Consider the following 14,204-nt stretch of genomic DNA (forward strand, 5'->3'; position numbering starts at 1 on the left):
AGGAGGATGCAACCGGCCTAGGGCCAGAACTCGGGCTTTACCGGGGTGCCACGCAGGCGGCAATCCACGCAATCAGGGCTTTGAGAGGTGTAAAACCCGCCTGATACGCCAACCGGAATGCGCTGCGTAGGGTCTTCGAAGTACTCCTGCAGCGTTAGGCCTTTCCACCTATCACTAGGAAAAGTGTCCAAGCCGATGCACTTCTCGTAGCCATCAAGGTTGGTTCGCCACTCAAATGGCAACGAGAGGCGGTCGATGAAGATGCGCTTCTGCACTTCGGTTGTGGCGCCCACAAAGCCTAGTACGGGTTCCTGCTCATCGCTCAGGCAGTACACGTTGCCCTGGATCTGGCTGGGCAAGGGGTCGAACAGGGTGCCAATGTTTTCCGTGTTCTTCTTCACGGCTTCCCAGTAGTCGAACTCTTCTTGTGACAAGGCGTACTGCCGCACCAAAATGCTGTACTTAATGCGCAACTTGCCTGAGTTGGAGGGAATAAACAAGAGGCGGTAATCACGCACGGCGTCGCGGGTGAGGCGCACGGTGCTTGTGGTAGCAATAGCGGTGGAGTTTTCCGTACGCCAGCAGTTATAGATGTTCTCGGAGCGGGGCACTACCCGGGTTCCATCGAAGGTAAGGCCACTCCGGAAGGCGGAGGTGTACTCCCAGGTTTCGGAGTACTGCCAGCGGTAGTATTGGGTTTGGTTACTCTCGTCGTGGGCGCTGATGTAGAGCTGCAGGCCATTGGGGGTAGGCCGGCCTTCAAAGTTGTCGATGTCGGGCGTGGCTTTGAGCGGCACATAGTCGGAGGCGTAGTCGCGGCCCTGGCTGGTGCGGATGCGTAAGCGGTACTGCTGGCCGGCGGGCAGCTCCTGGCTAGGCGAGGTGTATACCCCTGGTTCTGTTTCCTGCAGCTTATACGCTGGGCCAGCTTGACTTTCAATGCTCACGGTGGCCCGGGTTTCCGCTGGGAAAGTCACTTTAGCAGATAGTTGCACCGACCGGGAAAGACGGATGGTAGTAGCGCCCTTGCCATTGATAAAGCCATCTACTACCAGAAAATTATTATCGGAGGTAATCACCTCGGGCAGGTATTCCTGCACGCAGCCAACTGCCACAAGAGCCAGCGCCAGCAAGAGGCTCCAAAAAGCTGAACGTGTAGGCGTATTCATGAAAGAGAGAACAGAGTAAAAAATAACATCTTTAAATTAAGATACTTTAGGGCCAAAAGCTTGGCTTTACGTTGCTGCCACGCAGGCGACAGTCGACGCAATTAAGGGTCTGGATGGTATATCCTTCGGAACCTGCTAACCTACCAACCGGAACCCGATACACGGAGTCGCCGAAAATATCATCGATGGTGTAGCCGGAGTATTTGTCTGCATTGGGGTATGTATCCAGGCCGGTGCAGTGCTTGTAGGCTTCGTCCCGCACCCGCCACTCAAATGGCAACGAATTGCGGCCAATAAAAATGCGCTTCTGCACTTCGGTTGTGGCGCCCACAAAGCCTAGTACGGGTTCCTGCTCATCGCTCAGGCAGTACACGTTGCCCTGGATCTGGCTGGGCAAGGGGTCGAACAGGGTGCCAATGTTTTCCGTGTTCTTCTTCACGGCTTCCCAGTAGTCGAACTCTTCTTGTGACAAGGCGTACTGCCGCACCAAAATGCTGTACTTCGACTTGAATCGTTCTGCATTCGATGGAATAAACGTCAGGCGGAAGTCGCGCACAGCATCCTGACTTAGCCGTACGGTGCTAGTAGTGGTAACGGCCGTGGAAATTTCCGTGCGCCAGCAGTTGTACACATTATCCGTGCGCCGAACGACGGTATTATTGCCGATGTACCGGTACCGACTCTCGTAAGCAGAGGTAAACTCCCAGGTTTCCTCGTAGCGCCAGCGGTAATATTGGGTTTGGTTGCTCTCGTCGTGGGCCGAAAGGTAAATCTGCACCCCATCGGGCTGCAATCGGCCTTCTACTTGGTCAATCGCCGGTGTCTGTTTGAGCAGTACGTAGTCGGAGGCATAGTCGCGGCCCTGGCGGGTGCGGATGTGTACGCGGTAGTTTTGCCCCGATGGCAGCTCCTGACTGGGGGAGGTGTAAATACCCTGTTTAACTTCCTGCAAGGGGTAGCGTCGGCCAGCCTGGTTTTCAATAAATACTGCCGCATTTGTCTCAGCCGGATACGAGCTCTTTTCTGAGAGCTTTACAGAGCGAGCCAACTGAATAGTAGTGGTGCCGTTTCCGTTAATAAAACCATCGACCACTAGGTAGTTATTGGCCGCATCTATCACTTCGGGCAGATACTCCTGTACGCAACTGCTCAGTAGCAGAAGCAAAAACCACAGTAACGGCCGAGTGAATAAATGCATGTTAGATAGAAGACTAGAAGTACATAGCGGAGTTTTGGCTTAGGGCCAGAAACTCGGCTTTACATTGGTGCCTCGCAGGCGGCAGTCTACGCAGGGAGTTAGTTGGTAATTGAACCCTATAATTCTACCGTCGGGAGTGGTTACTTCGGTGAGGGGGGTACGATACGTGGTATCAGCGAATTCCTCGTACATATTGATGCCTTTGAAGATAGAATCATGTATGATGACACCTGTACCCTCGCATTTTTCATATCCTTCATTGATAGGTCGCCAATCATTAGGCAGCTTCAGCCGATCAATGAAAATGCGCTGGCTGACTTCGGTTGTGGCGCCCACAAAGCCTAGTACGGGTTCCTGCTCATCGCTCAGGCAGTGCACGTTGCCCTGGATCTGGCTGGGCAAGGGGTCGAACAGGGTGCCAATGTTTTCCGTGTTCTTCTTCACGGCTTCCCAGTAGTCGAACTCTTCTTGCGACAAGGCGTATTGCCGCACCAAAATGCTGTATTTAGATTGCAGCCGGCCAGAAGAAGACGGAATAAACAACAGGCGCTGATTACGCACTACATCTTGGCTTAGCCGCACGGTAGAAGCCGTTTTAATGGCGGTAGAAACCTCCGTGCGCCAGCAGTGATATATGTCCTCCGCCCGCCGGAAATAAGGCCGTCGGTCAGGAGTACCCTTTGAGAAGCGCCAATGGCTCCAATGCCCCGAGGTAAATTCCCAGGTTTCGGAGTACTGCCAGCGGTAGTATTGGGTTTGGTTACTCTCGTCGTGGGCGCTGATGTAGAGCTGCAGGCCATTGGGGGTAGGCCGGCCTTCAAAGTTGTCGATGTCGGGCGTGGCTTTGAGCGGCACATAGTCGGAGGCGTAGTCGCGGCCCTGGCTGGTGCGGATACGTAAGCGGTACTGCTGGCCAGCCGGCAATTCCTGGCTGACGGAAGTGTATTCTCCGGCAGAGGCTGTTTCAGAAAGAGAGTAGCGCAGGCCACTTTTACCTTCAATAACTACTGTTGCCTTAGCCTCGGGCGGGAAACTACTAGGTGCTCCTAGCTTGATACTGCGAGCTAACCGGATGGTGGTAACACCACTACCGTTAATAAAACCGTCGACTACTAGGTAGTTATTGGCGGCTTCTACCACCTCAGGCAAATACTCCTGCACGCACCCGCTCGCACCCATCACCATTCCCCAACACAGCAAGCGCAGTATAAAACGTACCATGGCACAACCTGCTAAAACTTGAAGTTGTAGGTGATAGTCGGGATGGGGTTGCCGAAAATTGAGAGCTGATACCCTTTAATTTGGCCACCTACTGATTTGAAATACACCGAGTACGGGTTCTTACGGCCCGTTAGGTTGTATACCCCAAAGGTCCAGGAACCGTGCGCCAGCTTCTTCACCTTGTGGTTGCCTTCCAGGTTCAGGGCCAGGTCGGCGCGGTAGTAGTCGGGTACACGGTAGGCGTTGCGCTCTGAGTAGTACACGCGAGTAGCGTTGCCCACGTAATACTTGGCCAGTGGCAGCGTAATGGGGCGGCCGGTGCTGTAGGTGTAGTTCAGCGAGGCGCTAATGCGGCGGCTGAAGCGGTAGTTGCCAATCAGAGTGAAGTCGTGGGGTTTGTCGAAGTTGCTGGGGTAGTAGCGGCCTCCGTTTACCATGTCGGAGGTAGTGCCCTGGTTTACCTGTACCAGAGAGCGGGAGTAGGTGTAGCTAACCCAGCCATTGATTTTGCCGGTCAGTTTTTTCACCATTACCTCCACGCCGTAGGCCTTGCCCACTGCATTTACAATATCGGTTTCAATGTGGCGGTTCAGGATGAGGGTAGCACCACCCTTGTAATCCACAAAATCCTTGGTCGATTTGTAGTAGGTTTCCACCGATGTCTCGATGGTGTTGGAGCGGAAGTTCCGGTAGAAGCCAATGGAGTACTGGTCGCCTACCTGGGGCCGCACGTTGGAGTCACTGAGCTTCCAGATATCCGTCGGCGACATGGCCGTGGTGTTCGAAAGCATGTGAATATATTGCCGCGTGCGGTTAAAGCTGGCCTTTACTGAGGTATTATCGGTGAGGGAATAGCGCGCCGAAAGTCGGTACTCTGGGCCATGATAGGTGGCAATGACCTTGCCCGAGCCATATGCTACCGTATCCGTAATCGTATTCAACGACTTGGAGAGGCCCGGTACGTAGTTGTACACCTCGCGTGGCCCTAGAGCATTGTAAAAGGAATACCGCAGCCCCACCGAAACCGACAAGCGCGGCGAAACCTCAATCCTATCTGAAACATACACGGCACTTTCTAAGCCTTGCTCCCGCGGGAGAACATCAGCCTCAATCAACGACTCGGAGCCTGAGGGTGTTAGCCCGCCCGGCGAAACGTGGTACAGAATTGAGCTGGCACCGAAATCGAAGGTGTGCTTTGGGTTGTGCGAGTACGTAAAGTCGGCCTGCGCATTGTACTGGTTGATTTCGTAGTTCAGCTTGGAAGCGGTGGAGGCGTCGCGTTTGCTGGTAATGTCGTACTGATAGTGGCTGGTAGCGCCTGTGAGTACGCCGTACAGCTTGTTGTTGAAGTTGTGCCGCCACTTAACGCTCGCCGTGCGGTTGAGGTATTTGTACGCCGTGTCACTGGCCAGCTGAAACTTATCGGAGCTGAGGTAACCGGTGGCGAAAAGCGTGTTGTTCTCGTCAATCTCGTGGCTGATGTGGGCGCTTACGTCGGAGAATGACGCGGAGCTTTGCTTGAAGCTTTCATTGGGTAGCAGGCGTAGTATCCAGTCGGAGTAGCTGCTGCGGGCCCCAATGATAAAGGACGTCTTGTTTTTAATAATTGGGCCTTCCAGTGTCAGACGGCTGGTAAGCGGGCCAATGCCGCCGGAGGCTGAGAATTTCTTTTTGTTGCCGTCTCGGGTCGTAATGTCCAGTACCGACGACAACCGCCCACCGTATTTGGCCGGAATAGCGCTCTTATATAGCTCCACCGACTTAATAACATCGGGATTGAACGCCGAGAAAAAGCCAAATAAGTGTGAGGGGTTATAGAGGGTGGCGTCGTTGAACAAGATCAGGTTCTGGTCGGTAGCGCCGCCGCGCACGTTCAGGCCTGTGTTGCCCTCACCCACTGATTTCACCCCGGGCAGCGTGAGCACTACCCTAAGAATATCGGTTTCGCCGAAAGCCGTGGGAACCTGGCGCATCGTCTTGATGTCGAGCTTTTCCAGGCCCATTTGCATGCCCGCTACGTTCCGGTCCTTCTCCGCTTCAATTACCACCTCCCGCAGCGTATTTACATCTTCTTCCGTCTCGATATCGAGGCGTCCATTGGCCTGAAGCACAATTTGGCGGCGGGTGCTTTTGATGCCGATGCCGCGGATAAGCAGCGTATGGCGCCCTACAGGCAGCGTTAGGGAGTAGGAGCCGAACTCATCAGTACTAGTACCAATGCTCGGCGACTCAATGTAAACCGTGGCACCAACTACCGGCTCGCCTGAGTTTGCTTCGCGTAATCGGCCGGCTAGGGTCGCTTTGCCAGATGCGGGGGCAGCTCCGGCTGCCCCAATTTCATACAGCTTCAGGGCCGAGGTGCTGGTAGTAGCGCTTTTAGTCGATTTAATGTCTTGGTCGGCGTTCGGGTTTTGGCCACTCGCCATACTGCCTGCCGATTCAGGTTGAAAAAAGCTCTCCGTCAGCTCCGTCTGGATGGCAGCGCCCGTTGTGATGTATATCCGGTTTTGTTCATCTACCGCAAAGCGCAGAGGCGTATTCTGCAGGGCTAGCTGTACTACCTCCCGTACGGGCTTGTTTGTTACCTGAAGTGTGATGGTAACACTGTCTACCGCGGCGGGTGTATAAAAAAAACGAAAGGGTGTTTTCGATTCAATTTCCTTTACAAATTGCTCAAACGGCACTTGCTGAAAAGTACCGCTGATGACTGGTTGCTCTGTCTGCTGCGCACGCACTGACTGAGCCGTGCAGGCAAGCAAAACCAAGAAAAATAAGGTGAAAAGGTGCTTCATGTACACGGAGTAATTCGGCTTAAGAAAATAGTAGCAGGCTGATAAAATAATTACGGGGTAGTAGCTGATGCTTGGGTTTCCTGAGGAGATAAGGTGGTGTAGTAACGCAGCAATTGAATAATATCTGCCTCGCGGGTTTCTTTGTTAAAACTTAACTTATTGGTGCGTGCGAATTTCTGCAGCTGCTTTCTGCTCTCAGGAAATAGCGAAATAATAGAGCCTTTGCTTTTAATAGCATAGTAGGTATTACCCTTCTGGATGAAATACCGATCAGCTGCCGTGAATTCTGCGCGGGTAGTATTTTGGCTTGGTTGCGCCTGCATCCGTTTGGTATGCTTCGCTAAAAGTTTAATGCTTTTATCAAGCAGCAAATCGTAATAGCCGGGCGTAATATTCTGGTTTGCCACGCTGTCTTTTTCTAGCCGGATAAAGGTGTGTCCGTGAATAGAAAAGTTCTTTACCTGTTCATCAACTAGCTTTAGGCTAAAGGAACTGGTAGGCTGCTTGATAATTACCTGATCAAGCCGAATGTCGTAGAGCAACGGCACGTTGGCGTACTGGTGCCCGCCATAATACACCGAGCCGGGCTGCTCCGTAGGGGACATGAAAAACTGATGGCCGCGCACCTCTTGGTAGTAACGCGTGTAGTTGAAATACTCTGCACCGTTGTAAAGCTGCGACTGATCCTGAATGGCTTGGGCGTAGCGCTGCTCTACCTGCTTTTTGGCGGCTGACAGGAATGTGGAGTCAGTGGGAACGGTTTGGGCTTGCGTTGGCTGGCTCAGCAGAACGCCCGCAAAAGCGAGCCAAGCAGTAGCTTGAGCTAATTTCATAATCAACAAGGAAAGGATAGGATAGAGCGCGACAATAGACAGACAGCCCCGGAATGAATAAGGCTGCATGGCAGGTAATTATACCCCCGATTGGCTGGGATGCAAACATAACTAAAATAGGTGCTACCCTCGCTGTTAAGCTGAAGTGTAGACGGCCCCCGCTCATCAACCTACACCTCAGGCGGCCGTACAGCGTGACATGCGCTACATTTCCCTTGACCTTGAAACTACCGGAGGTCGTCCGCTTCGCCACCAGATTCTGGAGTTAGCAGCGGTGATAGAAGATACCAAAAACCTGCGGCCGTTAGCGGAGTTGCCGGTGTTTCGGAGGGTAGTGCGCCATCCGGAGTATGTAGGCACGGCTGGTGCCTTGGCCCTCAATGCCCGCCTGCTAGAGGAACTGGCCCGTAAGGAGGATAACCCAGAGTTGTGCACGCCGGAGGAGCTAGTGCCGCAGCTGCGTGAGTTTCTGCTGGCTCACGGTTTCAGGCCCGACAAGCATGATTGCATCACGGTAACGATGGCTGGGAAAAACATAGCCTCCTTCGACCTAGGGTTTCTGCGAGAGTTGCCCGGCTATGGCACCCTAGTACGCGCTGAGCCAGCCATGCTCGACCCCGCTGCCTTCTATCTTAACTGGCGCAAAGATTCCCGCCTGCCCACCATGCAAATCTGTAAAGCTAGGGCCGGTTTTGCCGACGATACCGTAGCCCACGAAGCCGTGGCCGATGCCTTGGATGTCGTGCAGCTGCTGCGCCCCTTCTATGATATGCCGGTATACAAACAGGTATAGGTACTGAATTGCCCACAAAAAAGGCCCGACGAGCAGTCGGGCCTTTTTTGTGGATGAAAAAGCGATACGCACTAGGGGTTACCAGTCGCCGGAGGCACCGCCGCCGCCGGAGCTACCGCCGCCGAAGCCGCCAAAGCCGCCACCACCACCGCCTCCGCCGAAGCCTCCCCCGCCGCCAAACACGCCGCGGCCGCCGCTGAAGTCGCCGAAGATGAGGGGCGGAATCATAGTACCGCCAAATCCCCGATTCCGCCGTCCGCCGCTGCTGCCTCCGCCCCGGTTACGGAGCAGAATAAACAGAATCAGCATGCCAATAATTAGCCAGAACGTCCAGCCGGAGCCGCTGGAGTCATCGGAGCTGCGCGGTCGGGGTTGGGTGGTCTGATCGGCTTTGTACTCGCCTTTGGCCAAGGCAATCAGCTGGTCCGTAGCCCGGTCGAGGCCAGCGTAGTATTGCTCCTGCTTGAAAGCTGGAACAATGGTATTGGAAATGATCCGCTTGGCCAAGGCATCCGGAATGGCGCCTTCCAGCCCATAGCCGGTATGAATACGAGCTTTGCGCTCTTGCTTGGCTACCAGCAGCAGCAGGCCGTTGCTATTGGCCTTCTGGCCAATGCCCCAGGTTTCATACAGTCGCTGAGCGTAATCAAAAATGTCGTAGTCGCCGAGGGTATTGACGGTCACGACGGCAATCTGCGAAGAGGTAGAATCGTTGTACGCCACCAGCTTCTGCTCCAACCGCTGCTCCTCATCGGGGCTCAGCATGCCAGCCAAATCGTTTACGAGGCGGGGTGGGTTGGGGCGGGGCGGTACGTTTTGGGCCAGCGCCACTAGGTGGGTTAGCACCAGCAAGAGGGCTAGTATCCCTGTTCGCAACGCGGTATACGGATGAAAAACTACGCGGTGTGTTGGCTTCATGTGCGCGGGGGTGGCGTACTGCCAAACGAAATGGAGTCGTCGAGCTCGTTTTGGTCCGTGGCGGCATCGTAAGGGAAGTAGCGGCGCAGCTGTTCGCCCACTAGCCGTACCCCTTGGTCCAACCCCTCCACGTACTTCTCGGCCCGGAAGTGTTGCAGCACCGTTTCTTTCACGGTTTCCCAGAAATCATCGGGAACAGCCGCGTTAATGCCGGCGTCGCCGATTACAGCAAACTGCCGGCTTTCCCAGGCCAGGTAAAACAGGACCCCGTTGCGCTGAGCGGTGCGGTGCATGCCTAGCTCCGCAAAAACCTGAGCAGCCCGGTCGAGGGGCTCAGGAGTAGGGCAGGTGTCTTCCAGATGAACCCGAACTTCGCCGGAAGTACGTAGCTCCGCCTGCCGGATGGCTGCTACCAGTGCTGCTTCCTGGGCAGGGGTGAGAGGATTAGTCATATCAGGTACCGGTTACCGGTTGCCTAGTGCCAGCTGACAGCGGCAGTAACTACACTGGCAACTGGCAACCGGCACTGGGCAACACTCAATTAAAACTGCACAGTTGGTGCCTTCTGCGAAGCGGCATCAGCCTCGAAGTAAGGCTTCTCAGCAAAACCGAACATGCCGGCAAACAAGTTATTCGGGAAGCTCTTGATGTACCCGTTGTAGTCGTTGGTAACGGTATTGAACTTGTTACGCTCCACATTAATGCGGTTTTCGGTGCCTTCAATCTGAGCTTGCAACTCTTGGAAGTTGGCGTTGGCTTTCAGCTCCGGATAGTTTTCTGATACGGCCAGCAAGCGGCCCAAACCGCTGCTGAGCTGGCTCTGGGCTTCCTGAAATTTCTGAATGTTTTCGGGAGTCAGCTGGTCGGCATTCAGCTGCACACTGGTAGCCTTGGCGCGGGCATTAACTACGTCCGTCAGGGTCGATTTCTCGAAGTTGGCGGCACCTTTTACCGTATTTACTAGGTTCGGAATCAGGTCAGACCGGCGCTGGTAGGCGCTTTGCACATTGGCCCACTGGGCTTTTACCGCCTGGTCTTTGGTGACCATGGAGTTGTAGCCACAAGACGACTGGGAAAGTAAAAGCACCAGTCCGGCGAAGTACAGCAGAAAACGTTTCATGATGAAGTTGAAAAAAATGGGAAGGGAGAGAAGAAAGATATTTTCGGGAAGAGTAGCGCAGCACTATACGCGCAAAATTGACTTTCCGCCTTGCTGATACGTTTAAATCTGCCGGAAGCTACGGATATGGCGGCAAGAAGTGCTGCGCTGCAAAGTACGAATTCAACTCAGAGCGGTTGTGCTACTGCAAGCTCCAGCTTGATTCCGTATTTTGCGCTTCGGTGCATCCCGATTTTTCTCTCGCATGAAAGCAGTAATTCCCGTTGCCGGTATTGGTTCGCGTTTGCGGCCGCATACGCACACCCAACCCAAAACCCTGGTGCCTGTGGCGGGCAACACCATTTTGGGGCATATCATTGACCGGCTGGTGGAAGCCGGCGTCCAGGAGTTTGTGTTTATCATCGGCTACCTAGGCGAGAAAGTGGAAAGCTATGTGCGCCGCGAGTATCCCCAGCTGCGCTCCAGCTTCGTGATTCAGGAGCCGCGCGAAGGCATTGCCCACGCGTTGTGGCTGGCCCGAGAGCAATTTCGGCACGAGCAGGAAGGCATCCTGATTTTACTAGGTGATACCATCGTCGATATCGACTTGCCCGCCATGATGGCTACGCCTGGCAACGTACTAGCCATAAAAGAAGTGAAAACCCCTTCTTTGTTCGGGCTGGTAGAAACCGGGCCCAACGGCCGCGTCACGAAAGTGGTGGAGAAGCCGCGCATCCCTAAGTCGAACTATGCTTTGGTGGGGCTCTATAAAATTGCCAACCCCGACTGGCTCGCCTCGGCCCTGGAGCGTATCATCGACCAAGACCAGCGCACCCACGGCGAGTTTCAGCTCACGGACGCCCTCATGCTCATGATTCAGGACGGGGCCGAAATGGTGACTACTGCCGTTGATAACTGGTTTGACTGCGGCCGCAAAGACAGCTTGCTCGAAGCCAACGCCCGCCTGCTCAACCGTCCCGAGTTTCTGAAGCGCCGCGAGTTTCCTGAGTTTCCGGACACCATTATCATTCCGCCCGTCAGCATCGGGAAAGACTGCCAGATCAGCGGCTCCATCATCGGGCCCAACGTAGCCATCGGCGACCGGACCATCGTCAAGAATACTATCCTCAGCGAGTCCATTATCGGCTCGTACAGCGAGCTGCGCTCGGCCGTGATGCACGACTGCATCGTCGGTTCTGATGCCCTGTTCAAAGGCACCCGCCACAGCCTCAACATCGGCGACAACACCGAAATCGACTACAGCTAAAACCGCCTCCCAAACAGATACATGGCTTTGTTCGACTCCCTGCGGAAACTACTTGGGTTATCAGAAATCAGCTCATCAAATCACCAGCCTGTTACGTTGCAGGAGGAGCCCATTACCGAGCAATTTCGCCAACGCATTAAAGCAGAGTCCGAAGCGAAGGTGTTGGCGCTTGATGGGCGTATCTGCGACTGGTTGCCGCTGCTAGATGCTCCAGAGTTGCGCGGAGTAGAAGAAATTCGGGGTAGAATGAGTGTGTTGAATGCACTCATCAATATTTCCTTTCGGGCGTCCATTGCCGTTATCAGAGACTGGCTTACGCAAGAGAATCTGCTGGCTTATTTGTCGGCGGAAGAAGCGGCCATATTAGCAAAGGAGGATGAGCAACTGACGGAGCAGGAGCTGACAAATCTGCGCTGGAACCTGGAAAGCTTGTGGGCGATGATGTGGGCTACGCGGATGATCCACGACTTAGACCCAGTGAAGTGGTGTGGCGATAATATGGCATCGTTGCTGCCCAACTTGGAGAAAGGGCAGAACAATGAAAAGTTAGCTGGGCTCCAGAACTTGCGGCAAGCAGCGGAGTTGTACCGAATGCTAGACTTTTATTACCGGCTGCACTGGTATTGTGTGGATGAACGCATACACGGCCGCGCACCCATTGTATCAGAGTCGTTGGTTTATGAGCGGCGGAAAGCCCTGGAGTGGATATACAACAGCCAGTACCAGTGGGATGAGGTAGAAATGAGTACGTAATTACGCGTCACCTGCATAGCACCAGCGCTTGGTAAGCGTGCCTCAACGCAGGTGATTGTAACTTCTCACGCACAACATGTATCCGGCGCAGGCAGATTGTCGTTACTTTAGCCCGATGCGCTACCTGACCTCCTTTCCCCGCCTGTTGCCCGTGCTGGGCTTGTCTCTGCTTCTGCTACCCGGCTGCTACTCCCGCTCCGATATCAAAACGAAAAAGGAAGCCGGTGAAATGCCTGAGGCTGTGCCACCTACTGAGGTGCCCGGTGCCGTGCCCATAAAACCCGAAGCTGGCGCCACCCCAGAAGCTGCTACCCCCTCGCAGCCGCTGAATGCCGTAAATGTGTTTCTGGAGGTATCGGGCTCCATGGAAGGGTTTATGCCTAAAACCGGGGCTAGTGGCGAGAATACAAAGTTTCAGCAGCATGTGGCGCAGTTTCTCTCAGAAGTGAACCGCACCGGTGCCGCCCGCCAGAAAGCGTTTTACCGCATCAAGGAAAAGCCTTACAAGGATTCGTACCAAGGCATTTCCGGCACAGTGCGCAGTGGTATACAGCAGCCCGCTAAAAGCACCGACATTCCTTCGGTGCTCGATACGCTCATGAGTCACTACTACCAACCCGGTACCGTGAACGTGCTCATCTCAGACTTTATCTACTCGCCGAAAAACACCGGTGCCATTCCCTACATCAAAACCGACATTGCCGACGCGCTTTCCCGCAGCGGTGAACAGCAGGAATTGGCCGTGTCGGTGTACGGCTACACCTCGGATTTTCGCGGCACCTATTATCCGGCCTTGGTTGCTTCAGGCAAGAAAACGAACTGCTGCGACACCGAAATTCCGTACTACATCTGGGTAGTAGGCCCCGCCGCTGCCGTGCGCCAGTTTGATGCCGCCCTGCTGGAAAAACAGCCGGCCAAGCAAGCACACTTCGGCGTAACGTACCCGCAGCCCACGTACTCGCTGCTCAACAAATTTCAGAATAAAGGCAGTTGGTATTACGGTGATGCCGGCGCTAGCAAGCGCAACGCTGACACCTACCGCGTCATCTCCGTCAGCGAAGCTTCGGCGCAGCAACCCATTGAGTTTGTAGTCGGGTTGGACCTAGCAGCTCTGCCCGGCCAGTACCGCGACGTAGCCTACCTCAAGCAGAATCTGAAACTACAAGGCACCGACACCGATGCCAAGCTGCTGGATGTGTTTGCCGCCACCGACCAGAATCGCGCCAGCAGCGGGCCCGAAAGTAAGTTCACTCACTACGCCAAAGTACACCTGACCAAGCAGCCCAAGGCCGCTAGGCCACTTGTGCTGCGCCTGCAGGATCAGCGCCCGGCCTGGGTTGCCCAGTGGACCACTAAAAACGATGCTACGCCTGCTCCTAAAACCTTTGCCTTAAGCTCCCTGCTCGATGGCTTAGAGCAGCAGGGGGGTGAGAAAAAACCAATTTTTGAGTTGCCACTTACACTGCAACCCGCTGAATAGCAGCGGCCATGTTTGCGTTCAGGCAATGCCTAGTAACTGGCGGTGTACTAGTTGGAACGATTTTCGTTCAATGAATAATCGCTAGCTGCTTTGCCGCCGCAAACCTACCGGCGCTACCCACAATTTCGTCCTACCCGTATCGTTCATCACATCGCGAAGCGAAACTTCGCGTTACTTCCTTCCATGAAAGCACTGTTCCGCTCCATCTACGAAATCATTGGCGCTCCGCAACCTCCCGCCGATACGCCCGTCTACCGCGACGTGATTTTCCCCAACATCGGGCTGCTTAATCTGGGTTTTTCATTGGCGCTGGTACTTGTTTTTTACTACCTCATCAACCGCGCTATGGGCGTGGCTACCTTTAACAAAGGGCGCCATTGGTCCATCTTTTTGGTATTGAATGCCCTAATTGCCTTCGTAGTAGCCATCTGGCAGGCCGATGCACAGCAAGTCACAGAGCACAGCTACATCTACTGGCTGGCTACCTGGAACGCCGTGCTAGGTCTGTTCTGGTTCTTCATCTTCTCCCTGATTTTGCGGAAAGGCTCCACCAACGCCAGCACCACGCCGTTTTAATACACCTTAGGTAAGAGTGAAAGCCTGAAACAAAGCATCGTTCTAACAGCACGGCTTAGGCTGCACTCACTTTCCACTCTTACTTTTTTAGCTCTCAGCTCTTCC

At 54.3% G+C, this 14,204-nt stretch carries 13 protein-coding genes; 5 read left to right on the forward strand and 8 right to left on the reverse strand.

What is annotated here, in order from left to right; all coding sequences use genetic code 11:
- Positions 1-17: 17 nt before the first annotated feature.
- Genes ACYVHC_RS16890 through ACYVHC_RS16910 form a run of 5 tightly spaced genes read right to left on the reverse strand, consistent with a single transcriptional unit; the run spans position 18 to position 7,213 of the window.
- The gene (locus ACYVHC_RS16890; RefSeq protein WP_460614965.1) at positions 18-1,169 is read right to left on the reverse strand and encodes a DUF4249 domain-containing protein; all 1,152 of its coding nucleotides are present in this window, start codon (positions 1,167-1,169) and stop codon (positions 18-20) included.
- A 46-nt stretch (positions 1,170-1,215) separates the two neighbouring features.
- Entirely contained in the window at positions 1,216-2,367 is a 1,152-nt protein-coding gene (locus tag ACYVHC_RS16895; protein WP_460614966.1) for a DUF4249 domain-containing protein, read from the reverse strand.
- 39 nt (positions 2,368-2,406) lie between these two features.
- On the reverse strand, positions 2,407-3,588 hold the full coding sequence (locus ACYVHC_RS16900; RefSeq protein WP_460614967.1) for a DUF4249 domain-containing protein: 1,182 nt from the start codon (positions 3,586-3,588) through the stop codon (positions 2,407-2,409).
- Positions 3,589-3,599: 11 nt separating this feature from the next.
- Positions 3,600-6,380 carry a TonB-dependent receptor domain-containing protein gene (locus ACYVHC_RS16905; RefSeq protein ID WP_460614968.1) on the reverse strand — a complete coding sequence of 927 codons (2,781 nt, stop codon included), beginning with the start codon at positions 6,378-6,380 and terminating at the stop codon, positions 3,600-3,602.
- Positions 6,381-6,430: 50 nt separating this feature from the next.
- Positions 6,431-7,213: a hypothetical protein gene (locus ACYVHC_RS16910; RefSeq protein ID WP_460614969.1), complete on the reverse strand. Its 783-nt coding sequence runs from the start codon at positions 7,211-7,213 to the stop codon at positions 6,431-6,433.
- A gap of 199 nt (positions 7,214-7,412) precedes the next feature.
- Here ACYVHC_RS16910 and ACYVHC_RS16915 point away from each other — a divergent pair, with 199 nt between their 5' ends.
- Positions 7,413-8,006 (forward strand): 3'-5' exonuclease family protein, encoded by a 594-nt coding sequence (locus ACYVHC_RS16915; protein WP_460614970.1) that lies wholly within the window; start codon positions 7,413-7,415, stop codon positions 8,004-8,006.
- 78 nt (positions 8,007-8,084) lie between these two features.
- On the opposite strand, the gene ACYVHC_RS16920 is transcribed toward ACYVHC_RS16915, so the two are convergent.
- The 3 genes from ACYVHC_RS16920 to ACYVHC_RS16930 all read right to left on the reverse strand — a co-directional run bounded on the left by ACYVHC_RS16920 (position 8,085) and on the right by ACYVHC_RS16930 (position 10,044).
- Complete coding sequence (locus ACYVHC_RS16920; RefSeq protein ID WP_460614971.1) at positions 8,085-8,924, reverse strand: TPM domain-containing protein; 840 nt, start codon at positions 8,922-8,924, stop codon at positions 8,085-8,087.
- On the reverse strand, positions 8,921-9,376 hold the full coding sequence (locus ACYVHC_RS16925; RefSeq protein ID WP_460614972.1) for a TPM domain-containing protein: 456 nt from the start codon (positions 9,374-9,376) through the stop codon (positions 8,921-8,923). Before ACYVHC_RS16925 ends, ACYVHC_RS16920 begins: the two co-directional genes overlap by 4 nt.
- Before the next feature lie 89 nt (positions 9,377-9,465).
- Positions 9,466-10,044, reverse strand: a complete 579-nt coding sequence (locus ACYVHC_RS16930) for a LemA family protein (RefSeq protein ID WP_460614973.1) — start codon at positions 10,042-10,044, stop codon at positions 9,466-9,468.
- A gap of 244 nt (positions 10,045-10,288) precedes the next feature.
- Here ACYVHC_RS16930 and ACYVHC_RS16935 point away from each other — a divergent pair, with 244 nt between their 5' ends.
- From ACYVHC_RS16935 to ACYVHC_RS16950, 4 genes are all read left to right on the forward strand, one after another.
- Positions 10,289-11,290: a sugar phosphate nucleotidyltransferase gene (locus tag ACYVHC_RS16935; RefSeq protein WP_460614974.1), complete on the forward strand. Its 1,002-nt coding sequence runs from the start codon at positions 10,289-10,291 to the stop codon at positions 11,288-11,290.
- Positions 11,291-11,311: 21 nt separating this feature from the next.
- Positions 11,312-12,043 (forward strand): DUF4272 domain-containing protein, encoded by a 732-nt coding sequence (locus ACYVHC_RS16940; protein ID WP_460614975.1) that lies wholly within the window; start codon positions 11,312-11,314, stop codon positions 12,041-12,043.
- 115 nt (positions 12,044-12,158) lie between these two features.
- Complete coding sequence (locus tag ACYVHC_RS16945) at positions 12,159-13,523, forward strand: hypothetical protein (protein ID WP_460614976.1); 1,365 nt, start codon at positions 12,159-12,161, stop codon at positions 13,521-13,523.
- Positions 13,524-13,706: 183 nt separating this feature from the next.
- On the forward strand, positions 13,707-14,099 hold the full coding sequence (locus tag ACYVHC_RS16950) for a hypothetical protein (RefSeq protein WP_460614977.1): 393 nt from the start codon (positions 13,707-13,709) through the stop codon (positions 14,097-14,099).
- Positions 14,100-14,204: the final 105 nt, after the last annotated feature.

It is taken from the genome of Hymenobacter seoulensis (assembly GCF_054780535.1).

Bases quoted from the DNA above. Each gene is read 5' to 3' on its own strand.
- ACYVHC_RS16890 (WP_460614965.1), bottom strand. From the start codon at position 1,169: ATGAATACGCCTACACGTTCAGCTTTTTGGAGCCTCTTGCTGGCGCTG.
- ACYVHC_RS16895 (WP_460614966.1), bottom strand. From the start codon at position 2,367: ATGCATTTATTCACTCGGCCGTTACTGTGGTTTTTGCTTCTGCTACTG.
- ACYVHC_RS16900 (WP_460614967.1), bottom strand. From the start codon at position 3,588: ATGGTACGTTTTATACTGCGCTTGCTGTGTTGGGGAATGGTGATGGGT.
- ACYVHC_RS16905 (WP_460614968.1), bottom strand. From the start codon at position 6,380: ATGAAGCACCTTTTCACCTTATTTTTCTTGGTTTTGCTTGCCTGCACG.
- ACYVHC_RS16910 (WP_460614969.1), bottom strand. From the start codon at position 7,213: ATGAAATTAGCTCAAGCTACTGCTTGGCTCGCTTTTGCGGGCGTTCTG.
- ACYVHC_RS16915 (WP_460614970.1), top strand. From the start codon at position 7,413: ATGCGCTACATTTCCCTTGACCTTGAAACTACCGGAGGTCGTCCGCTT.
- ACYVHC_RS16920 (WP_460614971.1), bottom strand. From the start codon at position 8,924: ATGAAGCCAACACACCGCGTAGTTTTTCATCCGTATACCGCGTTGCGA.
- ACYVHC_RS16925 (WP_460614972.1), bottom strand. From the start codon at position 9,376: ATGACTAATCCTCTCACCCCTGCCCAGGAAGCAGCACTGGTAGCAGCC.
- ACYVHC_RS16930 (WP_460614973.1), bottom strand. From the start codon at position 10,044: ATGAAACGTTTTCTGCTGTACTTCGCCGGACTGGTGCTTTTACTTTCC.
- ACYVHC_RS16935 (WP_460614974.1), top strand. From the start codon at position 10,289: ATGAAAGCAGTAATTCCCGTTGCCGGTATTGGTTCGCGTTTGCGGCCG.
- ACYVHC_RS16940 (WP_460614975.1), top strand. From the start codon at position 11,312: ATGGCTTTGTTCGACTCCCTGCGGAAACTACTTGGGTTATCAGAAATC.
- ACYVHC_RS16945 (WP_460614976.1), top strand. From the start codon at position 12,159: ATGCGCTACCTGACCTCCTTTCCCCGCCTGTTGCCCGTGCTGGGCTTG.
- ACYVHC_RS16950 (WP_460614977.1), top strand. From the start codon at position 13,707: ATGAAAGCACTGTTCCGCTCCATCTACGAAATCATTGGCGCTCCGCAA.